This is a genomic window from Dietzia sp. Alg238-R159, from assembly GCF_900537145.1.
In the GTDB taxonomy this organism is placed as follows: Bacteria; Actinomycetota; Actinomycetes; order Mycobacteriales; family Mycobacteriaceae; genus Dietzia; species Dietzia kunjamensis.
In genome coordinates this window covers 306975-331294 of sequence record NZ_UNRI01000003.1, presented here as the reverse complement: position 1 = coordinate 331294, position 24320 = coordinate 306975, and the positions used below count along the sequence as shown (strand labels likewise).

Genomic DNA, 24320 nt, shown 5'->3' with positions numbered 1-24320 from the left:
GCGCACACCTCTGGCACCCGCCCCGGAGGCCCGTCCCCGGGGCACGATCACGGGCCTCGACCAAGTCCGAACGCCCCCCGGGGGGACGCCCCGACCGCAGCCGCCCACCTCGAGAATCGTCTGTGTGATATTCGTCACAGAGACGTCGAGGGGCCGTCCGTATCCCCGACATGACGAGAGACGGGCCCGACCACCATTCACGGTGGTCGGGCCCGTCAGGCACCGGACTCGTCAGACGCCGGTCAGTCGAGGCTGAGCGACTCCCCGTCCTCCGCCAGTGACACGGTGACCGTGTCACCGTCACGGACGTCGCCGCCCAGCAGGGACCGGGCGAGCTTGTCACCAATCGCCTGCTGCACCAGCCTGCGCAGCGGGCGGGCGCCGTAAGCCGGGTCGTAACCGCGCCGGGCGAGCCAGCCCTTTGCGGCGTCGTCCACCTCGAGCGTGAGGCGGCGACCCTTGAGGCGTCGCGCGAGCTCGTCGATCTGGATGTCGACGATCGACTCCAGCTGCTCCTCGCTGAGTGCGTCGAAGACCACGACGTCGTCGAGCCGGTTGATGAACTCCGGCTTGAACGCGCGCTTGACCGCGTCCATCATCTGCTCCCGCGTCCCGCCCGCGCCCAGGTTGGACGTGAGCACCAGGATGGTGTTGCGGAAGTCGACCGTGCGCCCCTGCCCGTCGGTGAGGCGACCGTCGTCGAGCACCTGCAGGAGGATGTCGAAGACGTCCGGGTGCGCCTTCTCGACCTCGTCGAGCAGGACGATCGTGTACGGCCTGCGTCGCACCGCCTCGGTGAGCTGACCGCCGGACTCGTAGCCGACGTAACCCGGAGGGGCACCCACGAGCCGCGAGACGCTGTGCTTCTCGGAGTACTCGCTCATGTCGATCCGGACCATGGCCCGCTCGTCGTCGAACAGGAACTGCGCGAGCGCTTTAGCCAGCTCGGTCTTGCCCACGCCCGTCGGGCCGAGGAACAGGAACGACCCGGTGGGGCGGTTGGGATCGGCGACCCCGGCGCGCGCGCGGCGGACCGCGTCGGAGACGGCCTGGACGGCCTCTCTCTGACCCACGACCCGGCGACCGAGTTCATCCTCCATGCGCAGGAGCTTCTCGGTCTCACCCTCGAGCATCTTCCCCACGGGGATTCCGGTCCACGCGGAGACGACCTCGGCGACGTCCTCCGGGCCGACCTCCTCCTTGAGCATCGCGCCCGCCGCGGCCTCGGACTCCTCGGCATCCGCGAGCTGCTTCTCCAGCTCCGGCAGACGCCCGTAGCGGATCTCGGCCACCCGCGCGTAGTCGCCGTCACGCTCGGCCTTCTCGGACTCGGTGCGCAGGGCGTCCAGTTCCTCCTTGATCTTCTGCACGCCCTCGATGGCGGTCTTCTCGTTCTGCCAGCGGGCGGTGAGCTCGGAGAGCTGCTCCTTGGCGTCGGCCAGCTCGGCCTGCAGGGCCACCAGTCGATCCTTGGACGCCGCGTCGGTCTCCTTCTGCAGCGCCACCTCCTCGATCTCGAGCCGGCGGACGATCCGCTCGGCGGCGTCGATCTCCTCGGGCCGTGAGTCGATCTCCATCTTGAGGCGGCTGGCGGCCTCGTCGACGAGGTCGATCGCCTTGTCCGGCAGGAACCGCTGCGTGATGTAGCGATCCGAGAGCGCGGCGGCGGAGACGAGGGCGGAGTCGGTGATGCGCACACCGTGGTGCACCTCGTACCGCTCCTTGAGGCCGCGGAGGATCCCCACGGTGTCCTCGACGCTCGGCTCGCCCACGTACACCTGCTGGAAGCGGCGCTCCAGGGCCGCGTCCTTCTCGATGTACTTGCGGTACTCGTCGAGGGTCGTGGCGCCGACCAGCCGCAGCTCACCGCGGGCGAGCATCGGCTTGATCATGTTGCCGGCGTCCATCGAGCCCTCGCCGGTCGCTCCCGCGCCGACGATCGTGTGGATCTCGTCGATGAACGTGATGATCTGCCCCTCGGCCGCCGTGATCTCGTCGAGCACCGCCTTGAGGCGCTCCTCGAACTCGCCGCGGTACTTCGCGCCGGCGACCATCGACCCCAGGTCGAGCGAGAGCAGGGTCTTGCCCTTGAGGGATTCGGGGACGTCGCCCGCGATGATGCGACGGGCCAGCCCCTCGACGATGGCGGTCTTGCCGACCCCGGGCTCGCCGATGAGCACCGGGTTGTTCTTCGTGCGGCGGGAGAGGACCTGGACGACGCGCCGGATCTCGGAGTCGCGCCCGATCACCGGGTCGATCTTGCCCTCGCGGGCACGGGCGGTGAGGTCCGTGGCGTACTTCTCGAGAGCCTGATACTGGTCCTCGGGGTTCTCCGTGGTCACGCGCGTGTTCCCGCGGACCGCCGTGAACGCCGCCTTCAGGGCGTCCTCGGTGGCACCGAGCTCGGTGAGGAGCTTGGCCGCATCGCCACCGGTGTGACCGGCCGCGATCCCGACGAGGACGTGTTCGGTGGAGACGTAGTCGTCGCCCATCTCCGCCGCGAGGGTCTGGGAGTAGTTGATGACGGCGAGGGCGTCCCGGTTGAAGTTGGGGGCGGCGAGCCCCGAGCCGGACGCCTTGGGGTAGCCGCCGACGAGGCCCTTCGCCTGGGTCAGGGCGAGCTGCGGGTCCACCCCGCAGGCCTGGAGGAGGGGACCCGCGATCCCGTCCTGTTGTTCGAGCAGGGCCACGAGCAGGTGGCCCGGACGCACATCCGGGTTACCCGCCGCGGAGGCGGCTTGGACTGCGGCCGACAGAGCCGCCTGGGTCTTGGTCGTGGGGTTGAACTGGCTCATCGACCGGTCCTTTCTTCGACGTATTGTTGAGCGTACTGGAATCAATACCGGTTCCGTTTCGGCCGGACGCCTCGTACAACCTCCGCCTCCTTGAGTCTATTCCACTCAAGTAGAACGCCCGGATGTGAACGCCGTCACGATATAAGTACATTCCTAGACCTCTGGCGGCTCCCCCTCGACCGTCGCCCCCTCAACCCCCCAGGTAGAACTCGTGACCGACGTGCCCTTCCCCTCCCCTGTCCTGTCGATTGCGGATAGCAACCGGTAGCGCCATGGATCAGTACAGTCCCCTGGCCCGCGCGACCAGGATCGCCATCTACGTCCTGGCGGTCACCGTCCCGGTGGTGATCGCCCTCGCGGTGGTCGGCACGACCCCGTACCTACTGGACAAGGTCCCAGAACGGCACCGCGACACGGTCGCGGCGATCGGAGAGGTCGCGGTCCGGCTCTCCGGTGGCAACGGCGGGATCTTCCGCGCCGGCGACGCCCGGAGGATTTCCCGCCGCCGGCCGGGCTCGTCGAGGGCGTCGACTACGCCGTCGAGACCACCGACGACGGGTACCTGGCCCACTGGCCGTGTGAGCACGAGATCCCGGTGCGGTCCTTCGATGCCCCACCGGGGAGCGAGACCGATCTGGCCTGGGCGGTGGATACGCTCGCCTTCTCCAGCGGGCTACCGCTGCGCTACACCGGACCAGGCGCTCCCGACCAGAAGGACGCGGAGGGTGCCCTGTCGGTGACGTACGGCGACCATCCGATGTTCCACACCCACGGCGCGGCGGGGGTCGGCGGCGGCGCGGTCTGGCCCCGGGGCCTCATCCTGCAGGGGACCGTCGTGATCCAACCCGGCCAGGTCAGTCCCGTCCCCGGAGACCCCTGGTCCCGAAGTCTGACCCTGCACGAACTGATGCACGCCGTCGGGATCGACCACGCCGGACCCCACCGTCCCGAGATCATGACGGAGGAGCGGATCGGCGAGATCCAGACGATCCTCGGCTACGGCGACCGGTTCGCGCTGCACATGGTCGGGTGCCGCTGAGCCCGGGCATCGCCCGAATGAGGAATGCCGCCGACCCCGCGGGCCTACGCTCGCCTCATCTGACGACACCCTCCCCGGAGGTTCCCATGTCCACCCGTCCCCGCCCCGCGGCACTGGCCGCCGCCACCGCCCTCGCCCTCGCCGCGCTGACCGGCTGCGGTGCGATGGACCCGAACAAGGGAGGAGACACCACCTGTGGCGACTACATGGAGATGGCGCCCGAGGACCAGCGCGAGGTGATCACCACCTTCCTCGACGAGAAGGGGCAGTCCGATCCCGCCGGCATGGAGGTCACGCTCAACCAGGAGGCGGCCAAGCTGTACTGCAGCACCGTGGGTCAGACCAGCGATCCGATCCGCAACGCCGAGACCGGGTGACCCCTGAGCATCTCACCCCGTACCCCCACCCGACCGGAGTCGACACCCAGCCCGCTGCTCGACCGCTACGAATGAGTGGTGAGAATAGTGGCGGGCGAACCGGAGGTGCAGCGATGAGGAACGGCGTCGTCGTCGACATCGGCGGCAGTGGTACGCGGATCGGCGCCGTGGTCGACGGCCACGTGGTGGGCGTCCACGGGGCCGAGGTCGCGACGGCCGAGGACCTCGCCGCAGCGGTCCTCGCCGTCGACGACTCCCCCGCCGGCGTGGGCGTGTCCCTCCACGGCCACGTCGATGCGGACCGGGGACGAGTGGTGTCCTCGCGCGCCGCCGCCTGGGCGGAGGGCGACCTGCGTACCGAACTCGTGTCGCTGATCGACGCGCCCGTCTCCGTCATCGGCGACGGTGACGCCCATGCCCTGGCACTGACGCGACTGCCCGACGTGGAGTTCGGCGGGATCGCCATCTCGCTCGGCTCCTCCCTGGCGTTCGGTGCGCTCAATCACCACGGCGCGCTCATCCACCCGTGCGGCCACACCGGATGGGACCTCGGGCACTGGCGCATCGTCGGCGACGGCACCAACACCGAGGCCTGGTGGGGGCTCGGCGGTCACGGGCTGTACGACCTCGAGCGCGAGCACGGCGACGGCGCAGCCGAGATCTACGCCTACCGGCTCGGCTCGTTCCTCGTGGACGCCGTCCAGCTCTTCCGCCCTCAGACCGTCCTGCTCACGGGGGGCATCGTGGTCGGTCTGGGCAAGGCCCTGCACGGCCCGGTCGCCGAACAGCTCCAGTCCCTGCCGATCTCGGTGTCCACCCCTCGGGTGGTCTTCTCGCCGTCGCGGGACACCGCGCTGTTCGGGGCGGCCGTCGCCGCGGGGCTGGCCTTCCCCGAGCGGCGCTGAGGCGACGCTCGGGGCCTGGCCCCGACACCCGGCCCGCACGTTCTAGTCGAGCAGCCCCCGCAGGTCGTCGGCGGTGAGCGCGGCCGAGAAGTGCTCACCGCTGTCCAGGACGGACGCGAACAGCTCGGCCTTGCGCCGCTGCAGCTCGACCACCCGTTCCTCGATCGTGTCCCGGGCGACCATCCGGTACACCAGCACCGGTCGGGTCTGGCCGATGCGGTGCGCGCGGTCGACGGCCTGGGCCTCGGTCGCCGGGTTCCACCACGGGTCCAGCAGGAAGACGTAGTCGGCGCCCACGAGGTTCAGCCCGACGCCGCCGGCCTTGAGGCTGAGGCAGAACACCTGCGCGCCGCCCTCGGTGAACTCACCCACGGCCCCCGCCCGGTCGGTGGTCCGGCCGTCGAGGTGCGCCACCGTGATCCCCTCTGCGCGCAGGCGGTCCACGACCGTGTCGAGGTAGGTGGTGAACTGGCTGAACACCAGCGCGCGGTGCCCCTCGGCCACCACCTCCCGCAGCGCGGCGATGAGCTCGTCGGTCTTGGCCGAGGCGACCCCGGCGTGGGCCGGGTCGATCAGCGAGGCGTCCAGGCAGAGACGCCTGAGCACGGTCAGCCCGGCGAGGATGCTGATCCGGTTGGCCTCGAAGTCGTCGAGCAGCGCCAGCAGGGACGCGCGTTGCCGCGCCAGTTCCCGCTCATAGAGCCGGCGGTGCGTGGCCGAGAGTTCGATCTCCATCACCGCATCGGTGCGCGGGGGCAGTTCGCCGGCCACGAGCTCCTTGCGCCGCCGGAGCAGGAAGGGCCGCAGACGCCGCCGCAGCCGTTCCAGCGCGGCCGTGTCACCGTTCTTCTCGATGGGCGTGCGGTACTGGGCACGGAAGTCCTTGGCGTCGGGCAGGACACCGCGGCACGACAGCGCCGCGACCGCCCACAGCTCGGTGAGGTTGTTCTCCATCGGTGTGCCGGTGACCGCCAGTAGGAAGTCGGCCCGCAGCCCGGCCAGCGCGGCGAAGAGCTTGGAGGTGGGGTTCTTGGCCTGCTGGGCCTCGTCGAGGATCACGCCGGCCCACTCGATGCCGGCGTAGGACTCGGCGTCCAGCCGCAGGACCGTCGCCGAGGTCACCACGATGTCGTGCGCACCGGCGTCCTCGGCGACCGTGGTGCCGGACTTGGCCTCGGTCGCCGACCGCCGCGCCACGCGCAGCGAGGGCACGAACCGGCGGGCCTCGGCCTCCCAGTTGGGGACGACCGACGACGGCGCCACTACCAGGAACGGGCCGGGCGCCCCGGCGCCGGCCCCGGCGCCCGGCGCGTCGCTCTTCGGCCCGGTCGCCCCGCCGTCGGCCGTCTCGTGGGCATGGGCGATGAGCGCGAGCGCCTGCACGGTCTTGCCGAGGCCCATGTCGTCGGCGAGGATGCCGCCGATCCGGTGGCGCCACAGCATGGCGAGCCAGTCCAACCCGTGCTGCTGATAGGGCCGCAGGTCGGCGTCGAGCATGGCGGGGACGGGCACGGGTGCGGGCGTGTCGGAGGCCAGTTCGAGCAGCGCTCTGGCGCGGCCGGAGGGCGGGGCCAGGTCGTCGGCCAACTCGGCGAGGTCGGCGATGAGACCCGCCTGCCCGAGGCCGATCCGCACGCCCGTGGAGTCCGGCTCCCTGCCCACGCGGTCGGCGGAGGCCGCCATCGCCTCGTCGAGCAGTACGCGCAGCTCCCCGAAGCGCTCGAGGTCCACGGGGACCAGCAGACCGTCGGCGGTGATGAACTCCTCCTGGCCGGTGACCACAGCCCGGAACACCTCCGCGAACGGGACGGGGCGGCCCTCCACCGTCACCGAGACCGTCAGGCCCAGCCAGTCGATGCCGGACCTGTCGTCCTCGGTGGCGACGTGGATCCGCGGCCCCTCGCTCGCACGGCGGATCTGCGGCACGCCGTCGAGGACCGTCACGCGGATGCCGTCGAGAGCGCCGAGTTGCTCGATCCCGTCGGTGAGCACCAGGCCGGCGTCACGGCCGGAGATCCGGACAGAACCGTCCGCGATGATCCAGGGCCAGCCGGCCCCCGCGACCGCGGCCGCCAGGGCCACGACGTCCGGGTCGCCGTGGACGGGCCCCCGCTGGCCCAGGTCTTCCGCGGTCAGCGGGCGGCGGCGCTCGGCCTCGGTGCCGTCGGACATGCGCATCACGTCGACGCGCCGCCACTGCAGGACCAACTCCAGGCCCTGCCCGGCAGCAGACCCGGCACCCGAGCCGCCGCGTGCACCGGCTCCCGCTCCCGCGAGGGGGCGGATCGTCAGTTCGAGCTCGACGCGGTCCCACTCGGGCAGTTCGAGCCGCCCGACGCGGTCGACCACCGGGAACCGGTCGGCGAGGTCGGGCAGGAAGTCGGCGCAGAACTCCGCGACGGCCTCGTCCGGGACGCTGAGCGCCCGCCAGTCGCGCAGTCGCCGGGCCACGCCGGGGTCGAGCCGCCCGACCGGGGAGAGCTCCAGCACCCGGCCCCTGACCAGCGCGACCATGTCCCCGTGCTCCCCCACGAGGGCGCCGGGCAGGGGGCGGTCGACCTCCTCGTCGTCGTCGGATAGTGGCCGGGTACCGTCCGGTTCCGGTTCCACCTCGGCCGCGGCGACCAGCACCACCTCGGAACCGTCGGGACTCCACGCGGTCAATCCCACTCGGCGGGGTGGCCCGGGCACGACCTCGCGCAGGCCGTCACCGGGCACGATCTCGATCTCCGCCTCGGCCGCGGTCGCGATGAGCGGCCACAGTGCGGGGACCTCGGCGTCGCACAGGTCCAACCACACGCGTGCCTGCCGGTGGCTGCGGGCGAGGGCGTCCACGGCGCGCAGCCACCCGGCCTGGGCCATCGACAGCGCGCCGTCCCAGCCGTAGCGGAGGCGGTCCCACTCCACCCCGGCCGACTTCCACCGTCCGCCACTGCCGGGGACGACGATCCGGGCCTTGAGGCGGTTGCCCAATCCGGGACGCAGGCCGCCCGAGCCGTCGTCCGGCGCCAGTTCGTCCGGGACCACCGAGAGTTGCAGTCCCACCACCGGGGCCTCGGGTTGCCACCGCGGGGTGTCGAGCGCGCGCAGGGAGTCCTCGGCCTGCCGTCGCCAGGCGGGGATCGACTCGTCCTGGCTCGCCTGCGCGCTGACGAACAGCATGAGGGCGGCGGCGTGTTTGCAGTTCAGCCCGACGGGGCACGAGCACATGCTGCGCAGCGGGCGGCTGGACCCGTCCGCGGCCGGCACGGTGAGGTGAACGGCCGTGGAGTACCAGCGCCCGCTCCCCGCGGCGCCGCTGCCCTTGATGTTCGCGGTGAGCCGACGGGTGGCGGCGTCGTACGCCACGTCGCGGATCCGCGTCGCGTTGGCGTAGCCGCGGGCGCGCCCCAGCGCCGCCGAGCCCACGAAGGACTCGACGTCGGACTCGGGAACCCGGACGGTCGATGTCAGCACGCCGCCAGGCTAGAGGACGACGACGACGAGGTGCCCGGACACCGGAGTCGGTGAGCCCACTCCTGTGGAGGCGGAACGGGCTGTGGAGAACCGGATGCCGAGAACCGGATGGAGGTTCGAAACCGACTCTTGACCGGCCTCGCCCACCGGCCTATCGTGATACCAAATGGTTTCATATCGGGCACTCGAGGTGGACCCCGGCGGTCCGGACTACAGCGACGACGAGGTGGACCGGATCTTCCGGGCCCTGGCCGACGCGACCAGGCGGGACATCCTCCGGCGCACCCTGGCCGGGGAATCCACCGTCTCCGAACTCGCGGACCGCTACGACATGTCGTTCGCGGCCGTCCGCAAGCACGTCAACGTACTGGAGGAGGCAGGACTGATCACCGACCACCGGATCGGCCGCGAGCGCAGGATCCGGGGAGACCTCCGGGCGATCCGGGGAGCCCAGCGCCTCCTCGACGCCTTCGAGGACATCTGGCGGGCACGCGTCGGCAGACTCGACGCCCTCCTCGCCGAGGACTGACCCGTCACCGCAGGACACACACGAGGAAAGAGGCAGGCCATGCCTGTGACATCAGTGGACAGAGACCTCGACCGGCTGACCCTGACCATCACCGCGGAGTTCCCGGTGCCGGTCCGTCGACTGTGGGACGCGTACGTCGACCCGCGCCAGCTCGAGAAGTTCTGGGGACCGCCCACGTGGCCGGCCACCTTCACCCGGCACGACGTGTTCCCCGGCGGCCGCTCGGACTACTACATGACCGGGCCGGACGGCAGCCGCGCGTGCGGGTACTGGGAGTACCTGTCGGTGGACGAGTGCCGGTCGTTCGAGGTGCTCGACGGCTTCAGCCACGACGACGGCCGGCCCAACACCGACCTGCCCACCATGCGGGCGGTGTTCACGTTCGGCGAGACGGACACCGGCTCCCGCCTCGAGACCACCACCTACTTCACCAGCCTGGCCGAGCTCGAGCAGCTCATCGAGATGGGCATGGAGGAGGGGACCCGCGAAGCGATGGGCCAGATCGAGGCCGTGGTCACCGACGACGCCACCTTCGCCGCCGACACCGGCACGCAGTCGCAGCTCCTCGACGAGCGGACCGTGCGCGTCACCCGGATCCTGCACGGCACGCCCCGGCAGGTCTGGGACGCCCACCACGAGCCGGAGCTGCTGAACAGGTGGTTCCACGGACCCGACGGCTGGGCGCTGGTCGGCTGCCGGGTCGCCTCGGCGCCCGGCGAGACCACCCGCTTCGAGTGGGCCCCCGACGACGGGGTCGAGGGCGAGGCGTTCGCCCTCACCGGGCAGCTCCTGGAGACCGACCCACCCCACCGGGAGGTCTTCACCGAGACGATGGAGGGCGTCGACGCACCGCCGACGCGCAACGAGCAGACCCTCACGGCCGTCGAGGACGGGACCCTCATGACGCTCGTCATCACCTACGACAGCGCCGACCTGCGCGAGACGATCCTCGGCACCGGCATGGTTGACGGGATGGAGGCCGGCTACCGCCGGCTGGAGGCGGAGGTGCTGACCAGCCCCTGACCACGGCTGCGCAGATCACGGCCGCGCCGCCCGCCGCCCGACCGGCTATGGCCTACCCGCGGTCCTCGAGTGCGGAGGTCCGCGGGTCGGGGTCGGTGGTGGCGGTCTTGTCCGCGAACACCCGCTCGACGGCCAGCACGATCAGCACCACGACGATGCCGGCGGCCACGGCGGCCAGGACCGTCGGCCAGTTTGCACCGGGGGCCAGGACCTCGGCCTCCTCGGTCTGCCACGGCCACAGCGCGCGCAGCGACCCCAGCATAAGTCCGGCCATGGCCACCAGTGTGGGCTTGCGGAAGTCCTCGAGCAGGCGGTCGAGGACCTTGACGAACAGGGAGATCCCGACGAGCGCGCCCAGGGCGAACACGCCGAGGTAGGCGAAGTTCCGGTCGTCGACGGCGCCGAGCGTCGGGGCGTAGAGCCCCATCGCCAGCAACAGGTAGGACCCCGAGACGCCGGGCAGGACCAGGGCGCAGATCGCCACCGCCGCCGCGACGAACACCAGCAGGTAGGAGGGGTCACTGATCGAGCCGCTCGGCAGCCCGGACAGGACGAACGCGAACGCGGCACCGAGGACGAAGATCAGGCCCAGCACCCAGTTGCGCCCACCCGGGGTGGCGCGCGCCATCCCCAGCGGCACGGCGATGCTGGCGGCGACCATGCCGAGGAACAGCCCGCGGGCGATCTCGGGACTGCCCTCGACGAAGCCCTTGAGCACACCGGCCATGGTGAAGACCATGACGAGCATGCCCAGCGCCAGCGGCAGCAGCAGCCACCAGTCGACGTGCCGGAATGCCGCGCGGGTGCGGGTCCGGCGCTCCGGCCCGAGGGCGGCCGAGCGCAGGCCGTCCACGACGTGCGCCCCGGAGTCCAACAGACGCGGATAGACGCCGGTCACCAGTGCCACCGTTCCACCGGAGACGCCGGGGACGAGCTCGGCCATCCCGATGAGCGCGCCGCGGACGACGTTGCCGGCCATCCCCAGCGGTCCGGGCCGGGCCGGCACCGGCGTGCGGGGGTCGAGATCGGCGTCGTCGACCGGGTCGTGGACGGACCCGGCCGGGCCGTGGGGGTCGTGAGCGGGCCTCGACGAATCGGCAGTCATCGTTACAGCTTCCCCGAACCACGCCCCTCGATCCAAGCGACGCACCCGGGGCGCGGGGGGATGACTAGGCTCGACAGTCCAGCGGCGCGTCATCCGGCGACGTGCCCCCGGGCCGGCGTGGGAGGTCGGGACATGCCGATGCACTACCCCCCGCTGCCCGACGGCACCTACCGGTACGGCGACCCGCCGCAGCCGCTGCCCTCCCCCGTCCCCGGGCCGGATCCGAGCTCTCCTGCCCCTGATCCGGGCTCCGCGTACCCGCCCCCGGCCCCCGATGGCCGCCCCGGCGACGGCCCACCGCCCGCCGCGGCCCCCGCGGAGGGCCGCCCTCCCGGCACCGCGGCGGCCGCGGCGATCATCGGGGTGGCGGCCCTCGTCGTCGTCGTGGTCCTGGGCGTGGTCTTCCTCGGCCCCGGATCCGACCCCGGCCGCGGTACCGACCCGTCGCGCGACCCCTTCCCGCAGGTCCTCCCCCCGGCCGAGCGGGCACCGGGGTCCGGATCGTTCACGGTCGACGGCACGTTCACCGTCGTCTCGACGCCCGCGGAACCGGTCTCCGGCGACCGCACCAGCTGCGATCTGCCCATCACCCTGTCCGACATCGGCGAGGGCACCACCATCACGCTCATCGACAGCGGCGCCGCGCAGATCGGCACCGCCATGCTCGTCTACTCCGGCGGCGACCTGTCCTCGTGCACCTTCACCTTCGAGTTCCCCGACGTCCCCGCCGGCGGCTCGTTCTACATGGTCGAACTGCCCGGCCGCGGCCAGCTGACCTACACCGAGGGCGAACTGCGCGCGGGCGTCGACATCACCCTCGGTCGGTGAGCCGGGCCGGTCGGTGATCAGCGTCGGGCGGTGAGCAGCGTCGGGCGGGGAGGGCGCCAGGCGCGAAGGCGGGCCGGGGTCGCGCGCACTCCCGGCGGGGGTGCCGGGCGCGCGGATAGGGTGGGGACAGCGACGACGACGAGACGGGAGGCGTGCAACGGTGAGCAACGGCCCCGGACCGGACCATGGTGACGAGGCGTTCCGTGCCTCCGAGGTGGAGCGCCTCGTGGGGGACATCGACCTCGACCCGTTCCTCGGTACGCCTGTCGCCCCGTTGGCCGAGCCGCTCGAGCAGCCGGTGCCCGTCGAGGCGGAGACCCCGCCGCTGCTGGTCCTGAGGGACCTCCTGGTCGACGAGCGGTTCCCGGAGCTGTTCGCCCGGGCGCTGCGCGCGGCCGACCCCGACTTCCGTGAACTGTTCCCCCGCGACGCCACGCCGGTACTCCGGGACTTCGCGCGGGCGATGCGGTGGGCGTTCGAGACCACCGAGTACGCGCGCGGCGACCGCGCCAAGGTCGATGAGGTCGTCGAGTTCACCCGCCACCTGGGCGCCGATCACCGCAAACTCGAACTGACGCCCGGGCATCACCGGCGCTTCGGGGAAGCGCTGGCCCACACCCTGCGGCACCTCGCCGGCCGCGCCTGGGACGACCGGCTGGAGACCACCCTGGGCACCGCCTACCGGGTGCTCTCGACCGCCCTGCAACAGGGCGCCGCCGTCGACGAGGGCCCCGCACGCGTCGGCGCGACCGTGGTGGAGATCCTGCGCCCCACTCGGGACGTGGTGGTGGTGCGGCTCATCAGCGACGTGATGGTCGACTACCACCCGGGGCAGTACCTCAGCGTGCTCACGCCCTACGCGCCCGGCGTGTGGCGGCGGCTCAGCCCGTCGATCCCGTCGAACCCGGCCGGGCAGATCGAGTTCCACGTCCGCGACGTGCCCGGCGGCGCGCTCAGCGGCTCACTGGTCCGCAGCGTCGGCGTCGGTGACCGCTGGGTGCTCGCCCGCCCGCTGGGGATGCTCGAGGTCGACCGGTCCGAGCCGACCCGGGACGTGCTCATGATCGCCGGCGGCACCGGGATCGCGCCCCTGCGGTGCCTGCTGCTGGACATGATGCGCTACGCCGACAACCCGCGCGTCCACCTGTTCTACGGGGCCCGCTTTCCCGGCGATCTCTACGACCTGCCGACGTTGGTCGACCTCGCCGCCACCGCCCCGTGGTTGACGATCCAGCCCGTCGCCGAGGAGGACGAGGATCCCTGGTGGGCCGGCCCCCGGCAGGACCTGCCCCGCACCCTGCACCGTCGGCAGACCGGGACCCTGGTCCGGGCGGTCACGCAGTGGGGGTCGTGGGCCGACCGGCAGGTCATCGTCTCGGGCTCACCCGAGATGCTGCGCGCGACGGTCCGCGGTCTCGTCGCGGCGGGCACCCCGCGGGAGAACATCAGCTTCGACCGCCCCTGAGCGGCGCGGCCACCCACGTCGAGACGAGTCCCCGCGCGCAGAGAGGCAGCACACCGCCGCCGCCGGCACGGCCTCATCGAATTGCGCACGCGGAATGCACGCTTTTCCCGAGGCTGTGCTGCCTCTGTGGACCAAAGACGACGCGTAAGTCAGCGACTCCACGATGACGACGGTTCAGGCCTCGGTCTCGTCCGCCTCGGTCTCTGTATCGTCCGTCTCCGTGTCGTCTGCCGCCGTGCCGCCATCAGCGGTAGCGCCGTCCCCGCCGACGCCGGCGGCGGCGCCCTCGCCCTCTCCCTCGCCGTCGCCGGCCGCCTGGGGGTCGCCCGCCGGCGGGGTCGGGGTCGCGACGCTGGTCTGCGGAGTGGTGGAGGTGCCCGTCGTGGTGGTGGGACTCGTCGGGCTGGTCTGCGAGGTGTTGCTGCTGGTGCGGGTGCTGGTCGTCTCGCACGGCTGGAACACGCGGCGGAACCGGTCGGGGACGCCCAGCTGCTCGAGTTGCTCGCGGCACACGTCCGAGGTGGGCTCGGCCAGGAACTCCCAGTCGTCGTCGCGCCACGAGAGCAGCTCGATCTCCCCGTCGTCGCGGGTGACCAGCAGGAACCGCTCGTCGCATTCCCGCACGGTCGTGCCGCTGCCCAGCTCATCGGCCACGAAACCCGGGCTACAGCGTTCGGCCGGACTCGGCGGGCCGGTCGTCGTGGGCTGCGTCGTCGGCGGCGTGGTCCGCGTGCTCTGCGAGGTGGTGGTCTGCGTCGTCGTGGTGGGGGTGGCGACCGGGTCCTCGTCGCCGCCGGTCGCGGAGACCAGCCACACCACCAGCGCCGCCACCAATGCGACCGCGAGCAGGATGGCGGCGATCATCCACGGCGTGGACCCGCCGTCACCGCCACCGTCGTCCCAGGCGTCGCCGTCGTCCGGGGTCGGGACGTCCCCAGGAGGCGGCACGTCCCCGGCGGCGTGGCCGGGGTCGGGGACGCCCGCGGCGGTCGGATAGCCGGACGTGCCGGGACCGGCCCCGGAGGCCCCGGCCCCGGCGGCCGCGGCTCCGCCGTCCGCCGGGTACTGCGACCACGCCGTGCTGCCCTCCCCCGAGCCGACCGGCGGGAGGTGCTCGGTCGGAGGGTCGGTGGGCGGGAGTTGCTGCGTCGGCGGGTCGGCACCCGGCTCGACCGCCGGATTCGGCTCGGTGACGGCGTCGTCGCCCGGGTGATCCGGATCAGCGGGTCGGCCGCCCCGGTCCGGGCCGTCCGGCCCGGTCACCGCGGGACCTGCCCGCCGGAGGGCTCCGTGACCCGTCCGTTGGCGAGCACCGGGATCACCTTCCGGATACCGGTGGCCTCGTCGTCGTCGACATCCACCACCAGTAGCTCCGATCCGGCGCCGGCCTCGGCGCGCACGGTCCCGTCCGGGCCGACGAGCAGCGAGTGACCGACGCCGGTGGGGGCGCCGGGCTTGACCTCCACGCCCTCCACCTCCGGGTCGGCCTGCCCGACGGCGAACAGGAACGTGGTCGAGTCGAGCGCGCGGGCGCGGGCGAGCAGCCGCCACTGGTCGACCTTCCCCTCGCCCGCACCCCACGATGCGCTGCACAGGGTGATCCGGGCGCCGGCGGTGGCGAGCGCCGTGTACTGGCCCGGGAAGCGGATGTCATAGCAGACGCTCAGACCCACGCCCACGCCGTCGACCGTCACCACGTGCGTGGCGTCGCCCGGCTCGACGGTGTCGGACTCGGCGAACCCGAACGCGTCGAACAGGTGGATCTTGTCGTAGCCCAGGTGGAGGTCGCGGTCCGGCCCGCCGCCGGCGTCGCCGGCCGGGCCGGTGACCAGGAGGGTGTTGCGGACGCGGCCGCCCTGCCCGGGCGTGAACATGCCGACGACGACGAGGACACCGTACTCACGAGCCGATTCAGCCACCGAGGTCGCCCACGGGCCGTCAAGGGGTTCGGCGATCTCGTCCAGCCGGCCCGCACCGAACGCCCGCATGGTGGCCTCGGGGAACACCACGATCCGGGCCCCCTGCGCGGCGGCCTCGGCGACCGACTCGCGGACCAGCCGAAGGTTGTCCTGCGGGTCGCGTCCGGTCAGGATCTGGGCGGCGGCGATGCGCACGGGTCGTCCTCCTCGTCGGCGGCGGGCTGTCGTCTCAGCCGGCTGGGGCGTCTCCCCCCGACGCTACCCGCGTGCGGGGTCGGCGTCCCCGCCCCGGGCGGCGACCTGCCGCGCGATCCCGGCACCGCGCTCCCACAGCCACCACACGCACACCCCCACCGCGAGCGAGGCGGCCCACGAGAGCCACGGGTGGCCCGCGTCCCGGATCGGCGGATAGACGAGGAAGTGGGTGAGGTAGATGAAGAGTGAGGCCGCCGCGAGGGGGGTCACCACCCGGACCACCGGCCGGGGCAGCCGGACGACGGGGATCCAGATCAGGGCGAGGATCCCGGCCACGATCACCACCTCCCGCCCGGGATCGCCGAACCAGCCCGGCACGCACACGAGCGCTACCGCGGAGCAGGCGAGCCGCGCCCACATCGCGGTGAGCGCTGCGCGGTGCCCTCCCGGTCCGCCCGGCCCGCCCGGTCCGGCCCCCCCGGGTTCGGCCCGCGCCACGGCCCAGCCGAGCGCGAACAGCCACAGCACCGCCGGCGCCGAGTACCACACGAGGGGCCCGCCGCCGAGGTCGATGACGGCGTAGCGCACGAGCAATCCGAGCCCGACCAGCGTGGCCGGCAGCGCGTACGGCCACCGCCGGTCGAGCCTGCTGACCGCGGGGACGGCCATGAGCGCGGCCACGCCGAGCAACAGGTAGACCGTCGCCTCGACGAACCACATCTGCCACGGATTCCACCAGCGGTCGTCGGACCAGGAGCGGGGACCCAGGAAGTGGGTGGCCAGCAGCGGCGAGTACCAGTGGTAGCGACTGGTCAGGGGGGTAACGAGCAGCAGCCACACCACGGCGGGGACCGCGATCCTCCCGACCGTCGTGAGCACGCCCCGGGCCCGCTCGCGGGCGCTGGCGGAGTGCAGCCGGAAGCGGGCCAGGGAGTAGCCGGTCAGAGCCACCAGGACGTGGGCGCCGCCGTAGACCGCGAACGCCCGGGTGTGCCCGCCCACGATCGTGAGGATGAACAGGGCGCGCAGCACCACCGAGGTGTCGACGCGGGCCCACGCCCGCCAGGGGGTCCAGCGGGAGGCCGCCGGGGGACGCGGTCCGGCAGCGCGGGTGTCGAGCTCCCCCAGTGGGCGCAGGTGCCAGTCGCGGGGTAGGCCGGGCACCCGCTCCTCGAGCCGGGTCGAGAGCACCACGTAGGTCAGGGAGTCCCCGCCGAGGTCGACGAACGTGGCGTCCGGCGGGCAGGAGTCCAGGCCGAGCGCATGGGCCACGAGCGTACTGGGCGCGTCGGCGTCCGCCCCGGCGCCCGTCCGCGCGCGGTCGGCGACGAGTGCACGGAGTGCGGCCTGGTCGACCTTGCCGGCGGGAGTGCGGGGAGGGTCGACGACGACGACCTGCTCGACCGCCGAGGTGGGCAGTCCCGAGGCCGTCGCGGCGGCGGTGGCGAGGGCCTGCGAGCGCTCGCGGGTGACCACGACCAACCGGTCGGGCTCCCCGACGCACCAGGCGTCGAACCCGCCGTCCGCCAGGGTCGATTCCACCCGACCCAGGTCGATCCGGTGCCCGAAGATCTTGGTCTCGCGCCCCATCCGCCCGACGATCTCCACGAGGCCGTCGTCGGCGATGCGGGCGAGGTCCCCGGTCCGCAGCTCGTCGAGCTCGGGCCCGCGGGCGAGGTCGGCCGAGGTGCGGGCGTACCCCATCATCACGTTGGGGCCGCGGTACACCAGCTCACCGGGGGCGTGCGGATCGGTTCCCCGCGGACGGTCGACGCGGAAGGAGCCGCCGGGGATCGCGATCCCGATGGCCCCCGCACGGGTCCGCGCGAGGTGAGGGGGGAGGTACGCCATACGCGCGGTCGCCTCGGTCTGGCCGTACATCACGACCAGTTCTGCCCCGCGTGCTTCCAGGTGCGCGGCCAGGCGACGCACCGCCTCCGGCGCGAGGCGCCCGCCCGCCTGGGTGAGGTAGCGCAGGCGGGTGAGGCGGTCCAGCCGGTCGAGACCGACGCGCTCGAGGAGTTCGACCGTGTGCGGGACGGCGGCGAACGTCGTCACCTGCCCGGCCTCCGCCCGGTCCCAGAACGCCGGTGCGGAGACGGAGTCGGAGTTGAGCACCACGGACGCGCCGGCCAGCAGGTGACTGTGCAGGACGGACAGGCCGTAGCAGTAGTGCGGCGGCAGGGTGGTGATCGCCCGGTCCCCCGGCACGATGCCCAGGTAGTCCACGATCGACCGCGCGTTGGCCAGCACCGCCCGCCGGGACTGCCGGACGAGCTTGGGTGCGCCCGTGGACCCGGAGGTGCTCACGAGCAGTGCGAGGTCGGGATGCAGGTCGTGCCGCGGCGGCGCCGTGCGCACCCCGGCCGGGAGGGGTCGGCCGTCCCCCGCGACAACGTCGGGGTGCCACGCCGCGAGGAGGTTGTCGGTGGCCGCGCCGTCCGGCGGCAGGAGGAGCACGACGTGGCCGGCGGAGTGGGCGGCGAGATAGTCCACGAGGAACTCGATGGTGTTCGTTGCCACCAGGCCGATCAGGTGACGACCGGTCGTCACGGGCGGGTACTCGGCGGCGCGCTCGGCGCTCATCCGGGAGAGCGCGGAGTAGGTGTACTCCGCCTCGTCGGTCACCACGGCGACCGCGGTGCCGCGCCCGGCGGACTCGTCGAACAGGCCGGGCGGAGCCTGCCCCTGATGCGTACGTGCGACGGTCACGCGCCGAACTATATTAGGTGAGGCTTCGCTATGAAAGTCGGGCGGATCCGGTCATCCACCGTCGCGGCGGCCCGTCTCCCGCTGGTGACGGGGCCGCCACACGACCACCGACGTCGAGCGGGGCACGTGGACGAGTTCACCGCCCGCCCGGCCGGAGGACCCGGAACGGCGACGAAGTTCGGCGACCTCCTCGACCAGTTCTGACACGCGGCTGCGCAGGGCGTCGACCTGATTGGTCAGCTCAATGATCCGCTTGATGCCGGCGAGGTTGACGCCCTCCTCCTGGCTGAGGCGCTGGACCTCGCGGAGCAGTGCCACGTCCCGCAGCGAGTAGCGTCGCCCACCGCCGCTGGTGCGCTCGGGGGTGACGATCCCGAGGCGGTCGTAGGTTCGCAGGGTCTGGGCGTGCAGCCCGGACAGTTCGGCGGCCACCGAAATCACCAGGACGCTGTCGTCGGGCCCCAGCTCCCCGACGTCCCGCCGGCGGCTCATGCCGACCCGGCCCAGCCCGACCGCGGATCGAAGCCGGCGGCGCGCAACGCGTCGTCATAGGCGGCGAGCTCGGCTTCGGCCATCCCGGCGGGGGGCGTGGCCACCCGGAGAGTGACCTTGAGGTCACCGGTTCCGGACTTGCGTGCGATACCCCGGCCGCGCACCCGAAGGATCTGTCCGTCGCGGGAGCCGGCGGGGATCTTGACGGTCACCCGCCCGGTGAGCGTGGGTACCGACACCTGGGCGCCGCGGACCAACTCCGGGTAGGACACCGGCAGGTCGACGAGCAGGTCGGCCCCGTCGCGGTCGAACACCTGGTCCTTCTGGACGGTGACCGTCACGTACAGGTCGCCCGACGGCGCGCCGCGGAAACCGGCCTCGCCCTGGCCGGAGAGCCGGATGCGCTGGCCGTCGGAGACGCCGGCCGGGACCTTGACGTTGATGGTGCGGGTGCGGTCCGTGACGCCGCTGCCCGCGCACTCGGTGCACGGGTCGTCGATCTTGGACCCGGTGCCGCCGCAGTCGGTGCAGGGCTCGGCGAAGCCGAAGGCCCCCTGGGTGCGCTGGGTGACGCCGGCACCGTGGCAGGTGCCGCACACCTTGGGGCTGGTCCCCGGCTTCGCGCCACTGCCGTGGCAGATCAGACACGGCGAGGCGGAGGAGAGTTTGATCTGGACCGTCTCGCCGAGGGCGGCCTCACGGAAGGACAGGGTCAGGGCGGTCTCGACGTCCTGGCCGCCCCGCGGGCGCTGTGCCCGGCCGCGGCCGGCCCCGCCGCCACCCGGGCGGGCCTGGTTGAACAGGCCGCCGAACAGGTCGGAGAATCCCCCGGCACCGCCGGCGGGCCCGCCGCCACCGAAGAGGTCGTTGATGTCGAAGTCACCGCCGGAGGCGGTGTACCGGCCCCCGCCACCCGGGGCGAAGCCGCTGAACCCGCCGGAGGTGACCTGGTCGCGGAAGGCGTCGTACTCCTTGCGCCGGGCGGGATCGCCGATGACGTCGTTGGCCTCGCTGATCCGCTTGAACTTGTCCTCCGCGGCCGCGTTGCCCGGGTTGGAGTCCGGGTGGTTCTCCCGCGCGAGCTTGCGGTAGGCCTTGCGGATCTCGTCCTGGGTGGCGGACTTGGAGACGCCCAGTTCGGCGTAGTAGTCCTTCTCGACCCATTCGCGCTGACTCACCAGACGCCTCCCTTCTTCTTGTTGCAGTTCGTCTTCTTATTGCAGTGTTCGGGTCTACGAATTCTCTCAGTTCCCCGGCACGTCCGGGGTGGTGAGCCGGGTGGCTCAGCGGACGATCACCATCGCCGTCCGCAGGGTCCGCTCACCGTGGCGGTAGCCCTTGCGCAGGATCGTGCCCAGCACGGGATCGGATCCCTCGGACTCGTCCTGCACGGCCTCGTGGAGGGCCGGGTCGAACGGATCGCCCTCGTTTCCGAAGGACTCGACACCCTGGGATGCCAGTAGCGCGCGGACCTTGTCGGCGAAGACCTTGAGCGGCCCCTCGGCGAGGTCGCCGTGCGCCTCGGCCCGGTCGAGGTCGTCGACGATACCCAGCAGCTCGGTGAGGACCGAGCCCTTGGCGGTGTCGATGATCGATTGGCGGTCACGTTCGACGCGGCGCCGGTAGTTGGCGAACTCCGCCGACACCCGCTGCAGGTCCGCGGTCCGCTCGTCGAGCTGCGCCTGCAGCGCGGCGGCCGGATCGTCCGCGGGAACGTCCCCGGTCGGGGCGCCCCCCGCGTCAGCGGCATCGGCTGCGGTGCCGTCGGCGTCGCTGTCGGTCGACGGCGGGGCGTCGTCGACGATCTCGGCCTCGACCGCCTCGGCGGCCTGCTCGGCCTCGTCGTCAGCGCCGGCCCACGCCGCCTTCTCGGAGGCGTCGGTCTGCTCGGGGCGGGTCACTTGGACTCACCCTTCGACTCGTCCTCGTCGACCACCTCGGCGTCCACGACATCATCGTCGGCCGAGCCCGCACCCGACGCGTCGCCGGCCTCGGCACCCTCGGCCGCGGAGGCCTCGTAGATGGCCTGGCCGACGGCCTGCGCCTCGGTGTTGACCTTCTCGACCGCGGACTTGATGGCGTCGACGTCCGAGCCCTCGAGGGCGGTCTTGGCGTCGGCGATCGCGGCCTGGAGCGACTCCTTCTTGTCGGCCGGGATCTTGTCCTCGTTCTCCGAGACGAACTTCTCCGTCTGGTAGATCGTGGACTCGGCCTGGTTGCGGGCGTCCGCCTCCTCGCGACGCTTGTGGTCCTCGGCGGCGTGCTCCTCGGCGTCCTTGATCATCTGGTCGATCTCCTCCTTGGACAGGCCGGAGCCGTCCTGGATGATGATCGTGTTCTCCTTGCCGGTGCCCTTGTCCTTGGCGGTGACGTGGACGATGCCGTTGGCGTCGATGTCAAAGGTGACCTCGATCTGCGGCACGCCACGCGGCGCGGGGGCGATACCGGCGAGCTCGAACGAACCGAGCAGCTTGTTCTGCGCCGCCATCTCGCGCTCGCCCTGGAAGACCTGGATCTGCACGGACGGCTGGTTGTCGTCGGCGGTCGTGAAGGTCTCCGAACGCTTGGTCGGGATCGTGGTGTTGCGCTCGATGAGCTTGGTCATCACGCCACCCTTGGTCTCGATGCCCAGCGACAGCGGGGTCACGTCGAGCAGCAGGACGTCCTTGACCTCACCGCGGAGCACGCCGGCCTGCAGCGCGGCACCCACGGCCACGACCTCGTCCGGGTTGACGCCCTTGTTGGGCTCCTTGCCGCCGGTGAGCTCCTTGACCAGGTCGGTCACGGCGGGCATACGGGTCGAACCGCCGACCAGCACGACGTGGTCGATGGAGCCGACCGAGATGCCGGCGTCCTTGATCACGGCCTGGAACGGGTTGCGGCAGCGATCGAGCAGGTCCTGCGTGATCTTCTGGAACTCGGCGCGCGAGAGCGTCTCGTCCAGGAAGAGCGGGTTCTTGTCCGCGTCGACGGTGATGTACGGGAGGTTGATCGAGGTGGACTGCCCGCTGGACAGCTCGATCTTGGCCTTCTCGGCCGCCTCGCGCAGGCGCTGCAGGGCCATCTTGTCCTTGGTCAGGTCGATGCCGTTCTGCGCCTTGAACTTGTCGACGAGCCAGTTGACGATCCGCTGGTCCCAGTCGTCGCCACCGAGGTGGTTGTCGCCGGAGGTCGCACGGACCTCCACGACGCCGTCGCCGATGTCGAGCAGGGAGACGTCGAAGGTGCCGCCACCGAGGTCGAAGACCAGGATGGTCTGCTCCTTGTCGCCCTTGTCGAGGCCGTAGGCCAGGGCTGCCGCGGTGGGCTCGTTGACGATGCGCAGGACGTTGAGGCCCGCGATCTGACCGGCGTCCTTGGTGGCCTGACGCTGGGCGTCATTGAAGTAGGCCGGAACGGTGATGACGGCGTCGGTGACGTCCTCACCGAGGTAGGACTCGGCGTCGCGCTTGAGCTTCTGCAGCGTGCGGGCGCTGATCTCCTGCGGGGTGTAGGTCTTGCCGTCGATCGAGTCCGACTTCCAGTCCGTGCCGATGTGGCGCTTGACCGAGCGGATGGTGCGGTCGACGTTGGTGACCGCCTGGTTCTTCGCCGGCTGACCGACGAGGACCTCGCCGTTCTTGGCGAACGCGACGACCGACGGGGTCGTGCGCGCGCCCTCGGCGTTGGCGATGACCGTGGCGTCGCCGCCCTCGAGGACCGCGACGGCCGAGTTGGTGGTGCCGAGGTCGATGCCTACTGCACGTCCCATGATGTTCTCCTTCTACTGACGTGTACGGGTTCTCTCTAAGCGGACCCGGCTCAAGGCTCGGATCGATGGCTCCACCCTGCCTGCCGGTGGCCTGCCGCGTCAACCCGAGTTGAGCCTGGCCCGCTGAGGTTTGTCGCCCCGTATAACCCCCACTCTGTCGAATCCATTCCGGCGGTGGCGCAACTCACACCATTGATTGAGCCCGCCGGGCTCAACAACGGGAAGAGCGCCCCGGCCGCCGCCTCTCGGCGGTGCGGCTCGGAGCGCTCTTCGTATGGGAAGGGGAAGGTGCGGGAAGGAGAAGGAGGTACGACGACGACGAGGTCCGCCGTCACCCGGATCAGATCAGATGACACCCTGCGCGAGCATGGCGTCGGCGACCTTGCGGAACGCGGCGATGTTCGCCCCGGCCACCAGGTCACCCGGGGCGCCGTACTCCTCGGCGGTCGCCGCCGCGGTGGCGTGGATGGAGGTCATGATGCGGTCGAGCTCGGAGTCCACCCGCTCGAAGTCCCACAGCAGCCGACCGGCGTTCTGCCGCATCTCGAGACCGCTGGTGGCCACGCCGCCGGCGTTGGCGGCCTTGGCGGGCCCGAAGAGGATGCCGGCCCGGTGGATGACCTCCACCGCCTGCTCCGTGCACGGCATGTTGGCGCCCTCGGCGATCACGCGGCACCCGTTCTTGGCGAGCGTGCGCGCCTCCTCGGCGTCGAGCTCGTTCTGGGTGGCACAGGGCAGCGCGATGTCGCACTCCACGTCCCACACGGAACCGGTCTCCAGGTAGGTGCAGTTGCCCCGCTCCCGGGCGTAGGCCGACAGCCGTTCGCGGCGGACCTCCTTGACGTCCAGGAGCAGGTCCAGGTCGAGACCGTCCTCGTCGTGGACGTAGCCCTGACTGTCCGAGCAGGCCACGACGGTCGCGCCGAGCTGGGCCGCCTTCTTGGCCGCGTAGATCGCGACGTTGCCGGAGCCGGAGACGACCACCCGGGAGCCCTCGAGGCTGTACTCGGTGTCGCGGAGCATCTCGCGGACGAAGTAGACGAGCCCGTAGCCGGTCGCCTCGGTGCGCGCCCACGAGCCGCCGTAGCCGACGCCTTTGCCCGTGATGACGCCCGCCTCGTTGCGGCCGGTCACCTTCCGGTACTGGCCGTACAGGTACCCGATCTCGCGCCCGCCCACGCCGATGTCACCGGCCGGGACGTCGAGGTCGGCACCGATGTGGTGCGCGAGCTCGGACATGAAGGACTGGCAGAAGCGCATCACCTCCGCGTCGCTGCGGCCGTGCGGGTCGAAGTCCGAACCGCCCTTGCCGCCGCCCAGGCCGAGACCGGTGAGGGCGTTCTTGAAGACCTGCTCGAACCCGAGGAACTTCAACGTGTCCTCGTCCACGGACTTGTGGAAGCGCAATCCGCCCTTATACGGGCCGAGATCGGAGCTGAACTGCACACGGAAGCCCCGGTTGACCTGGACCGCGCCGGCGTCGTCGACCCACGGCACCCGGAAGGACACCACGCGCTCGGGCTCGATGATCCGCTTGAGGATCCCGCCCTCGACATATTCCGGGTGCTGCTTGACCACGGGTGCGAGCGACTCCAGCACCTCGTGCACAGCCTGCCGGAAGAGGTGCTGTCCGGGATTGCGTCGCACCACGGTGTCAAGGGCGTCGTGAAGTGCGGCGTCAGCGTCGGACATGGGACCTCCGGGTAATAAGTCTTCGGTGATGACGCGT

The 24320-nt window shown here is 71.8% G+C and carries 18 protein-coding genes; 7 read left to right on the top strand and 11 right to left on the bottom strand.

Annotated elements, in window-relative coordinates:
- Nucleotides 1–242 precede the first annotated feature (242 nt).
- Nucleotides 243–2795, bottom strand: a complete 2553-nt coding sequence (gene clpB, locus G6R20_RS09970) for an ATP-dependent chaperone ClpB (RefSeq protein ID WP_163376298.1) — start codon at nucleotides 2793–2795, stop codon at nucleotides 243–245.
- A 595-nt stretch (nucleotides 2796–3390) separates the two neighbouring features.
- Between clpB and G6R20_RS18720 the strand changes: the two genes are divergently transcribed.
- From G6R20_RS18720 to G6R20_RS09955, 3 genes are all read left to right on the top strand, one after another.
- The gene (locus tag G6R20_RS18720) at nucleotides 3391–3834 is read left to right on the top strand and encodes a hypothetical protein (RefSeq protein WP_240341376.1); all 444 of its coding nucleotides are present in this window, start codon (nucleotides 3391–3393) and stop codon (nucleotides 3832–3834) included.
- A gap of 86 nt (nucleotides 3835–3920) precedes the next feature.
- Nucleotides 3921–4211, top strand: coding sequence for a hypothetical protein (locus tag G6R20_RS09960; RefSeq protein ID WP_154829744.1), 291 nt, complete (start codon nucleotides 3921–3923; stop codon nucleotides 4209–4211).
- A gap of 113 nt (nucleotides 4212–4324) precedes the next feature.
- Complete coding sequence (locus G6R20_RS09955) at nucleotides 4325–5116, top strand: ROK family protein (protein ID WP_067719438.1); 792 nt, start codon at nucleotides 4325–4327, stop codon at nucleotides 5114–5116.
- 42 nt (nucleotides 5117–5158) lie between these two features.
- On the opposite strand, the gene G6R20_RS09950 is transcribed toward G6R20_RS09955, so the two are convergent.
- Nucleotides 5159–8572: a DEAD/DEAH box helicase gene (locus G6R20_RS09950; RefSeq protein WP_163376297.1), complete on the bottom strand. Its 3414-nt coding sequence runs from the start codon at nucleotides 8570–8572 to the stop codon at nucleotides 5159–5161.
- A 166-nt stretch (nucleotides 8573–8738) separates the two neighbouring features.
- Between G6R20_RS09950 and G6R20_RS09945 the strand changes: the two genes are divergently transcribed.
- Nucleotides 8739–9101: a metalloregulator ArsR/SmtB family transcription factor gene (locus G6R20_RS09945; protein ID WP_163376296.1), complete on the top strand. Its 363-nt coding sequence runs from the start codon at nucleotides 8739–8741 to the stop codon at nucleotides 9099–9101.
- Between the two features lie 39 nt (nucleotides 9102–9140).
- Nucleotides 9141–10124 carry an SRPBCC family protein gene (locus G6R20_RS09940; protein ID WP_163376295.1) on the top strand — a complete coding sequence of 328 codons (984 nt, stop codon included), beginning with the start codon at nucleotides 9141–9143 and terminating at the stop codon, nucleotides 10122–10124.
- A gap of 52 nt (nucleotides 10125–10176) precedes the next feature.
- On the opposite strand, the gene G6R20_RS09935 is transcribed toward G6R20_RS09940, so the two are convergent.
- Nucleotides 10177–11229 (bottom strand): DUF368 domain-containing protein, encoded by a 1053-nt coding sequence (locus G6R20_RS09935; RefSeq protein ID WP_163376294.1) that lies wholly within the window; start codon nucleotides 11227–11229, stop codon nucleotides 10177–10179.
- 132 nt (nucleotides 11230–11361) lie between these two features.
- On the opposite strand from G6R20_RS09935, the gene G6R20_RS09930 reads away from it, so the two are divergent.
- Nucleotides 11362–12057 carry a hypothetical protein gene (locus G6R20_RS09930; RefSeq protein ID WP_163376293.1) on the top strand — a complete coding sequence of 232 codons (696 nt, stop codon included), beginning with the start codon at nucleotides 11362–11364 and terminating at the stop codon, nucleotides 12055–12057.
- A 160-nt stretch (nucleotides 12058–12217) separates the two neighbouring features.
- Nucleotides 12218–13522: an FAD-binding oxidoreductase gene (locus G6R20_RS09925; protein WP_163376292.1), complete on the top strand. Its 1305-nt coding sequence runs from the start codon at nucleotides 12218–12220 to the stop codon at nucleotides 13520–13522.
- A gap of 174 nt (nucleotides 13523–13696) precedes the next feature.
- Here G6R20_RS09925 and G6R20_RS09920 read toward each other — a convergent pair whose 3' ends face one another.
- The 8 genes from G6R20_RS09920 to gdhA all read right to left on the bottom strand — a co-directional run bounded on the left by G6R20_RS09920 (nucleotide 13697) and on the right by gdhA (nucleotide 24283).
- Nucleotides 13697–14785: a hypothetical protein gene (locus G6R20_RS09920; RefSeq protein ID WP_205475811.1), complete on the bottom strand. Its 1089-nt coding sequence runs from the start codon at nucleotides 14783–14785 to the stop codon at nucleotides 13697–13699.
- Nucleotides 14782–15636 carry a carbon-nitrogen hydrolase family protein gene (locus tag G6R20_RS09915; protein ID WP_163376291.1) on the bottom strand — a complete coding sequence of 285 codons (855 nt, stop codon included), beginning with the start codon at nucleotides 15634–15636 and terminating at the stop codon, nucleotides 14782–14784. Before G6R20_RS09915 ends, G6R20_RS09920 begins: the two co-directional genes overlap by 4 nt.
- Nucleotides 15637–15699: 63 nt before the next feature.
- Nucleotides 15700–18348 (bottom strand): AMP-binding protein, encoded by a 2649-nt coding sequence (locus tag G6R20_RS09910; RefSeq protein WP_163376290.1) that lies wholly within the window; start codon nucleotides 18346–18348, stop codon nucleotides 15700–15702.
- 51 nt (nucleotides 18349–18399) lie between these two features.
- The gene (locus G6R20_RS09905) at nucleotides 18400–18840 is read right to left on the bottom strand and encodes a MerR family transcriptional regulator (RefSeq protein ID WP_163376289.1); all 441 of its coding nucleotides are present in this window, start codon (nucleotides 18838–18840) and stop codon (nucleotides 18400–18402) included.
- A complete protein-coding gene (dnaJ, locus tag G6R20_RS09900; RefSeq protein ID WP_120286435.1) occupies nucleotides 18837–20018 on the bottom strand; it encodes a molecular chaperone DnaJ in 1182 nt (393 codons plus the stop codon). Before dnaJ ends, G6R20_RS09905 begins: the two co-directional genes overlap by 4 nt.
- A 105-nt stretch (nucleotides 20019–20123) precedes the next feature.
- Nucleotides 20124–20741, bottom strand: coding sequence for a nucleotide exchange factor GrpE (grpE, locus tag G6R20_RS09895; RefSeq protein WP_163376288.1), 618 nt, complete (start codon nucleotides 20739–20741; stop codon nucleotides 20124–20126).
- Nucleotides 20738–22591, bottom strand: coding sequence for a molecular chaperone DnaK (gene dnaK, locus G6R20_RS09890; protein ID WP_069388613.1), 1854 nt, complete (start codon nucleotides 22589–22591; stop codon nucleotides 20738–20740). The genes grpE and dnaK overlap by 4 nt, the downstream gene beginning before the upstream one ends.
- A gap of 345 nt (nucleotides 22592–22936) precedes the next feature.
- Nucleotides 22937–24283, bottom strand: coding sequence for an NADP-specific glutamate dehydrogenase (gene gdhA, locus G6R20_RS09885; protein ID WP_069388614.1), 1347 nt, complete (start codon nucleotides 24281–24283; stop codon nucleotides 22937–22939).
- Nucleotides 24284–24320 lie beyond the last annotated feature (37 nt).

What these genes read in the sequence shown, in the direction of transcription:
- G6R20_RS09960 (WP_154829744.1), top strand. Translation starts at nt 3,921, where the DNA reads ATGTCCACCCGTCCCCGCCCCGCGGCACTGGCCGCCGCCACCGCCCTC.
- gdhA (WP_069388614.1), bottom strand. Translation starts at nt 24,283, where the DNA reads ATGTCCGACGCTGACGCCGCACTTCACGACGCCCTTGACACCGTGGTG.
- dnaK (WP_069388613.1), bottom strand. Translation starts at nt 22,591, where the DNA reads ATGGGACGTGCAGTAGGCATCGACCTCGGCACCACCAACTCGGCCGTC.
- G6R20_RS09935 (WP_163376294.1), bottom strand. Translation starts at nt 11,229, where the DNA reads ATGACTGCCGATTCGTCGAGGCCCGCTCACGACCCCCACGGCCCGGCC.
- clpB (WP_163376298.1), bottom strand. Translation starts at nt 2,795, where the DNA reads ATGAGCCAGTTCAACCCCACGACCAAGACCCAGGCGGCTCTGTCGGCC.
- G6R20_RS09955 (WP_067719438.1), top strand. Translation starts at nt 4,325, where the DNA reads ATGAGGAACGGCGTCGTCGTCGACATCGGCGGCAGTGGTACGCGGATC.
- G6R20_RS09930 (WP_163376293.1), top strand. Translation starts at nt 11,362, where the DNA reads ATGCCGATGCACTACCCCCCGCTGCCCGACGGCACCTACCGGTACGGC.
- G6R20_RS09940 (WP_163376295.1), top strand. Translation starts at nt 9,141, where the DNA reads ATGCCTGTGACATCAGTGGACAGAGACCTCGACCGGCTGACCCTGACC.
- G6R20_RS09945 (WP_163376296.1), top strand. Translation starts at nt 8,739, where the DNA reads ATGGTTTCATATCGGGCACTCGAGGTGGACCCCGGCGGTCCGGACTAC.
- G6R20_RS09905 (WP_163376289.1), bottom strand. Translation starts at nt 18,840, where the DNA reads ATGAGCCGCCGGCGGGACGTCGGGGAGCTGGGGCCCGACGACAGCGTC.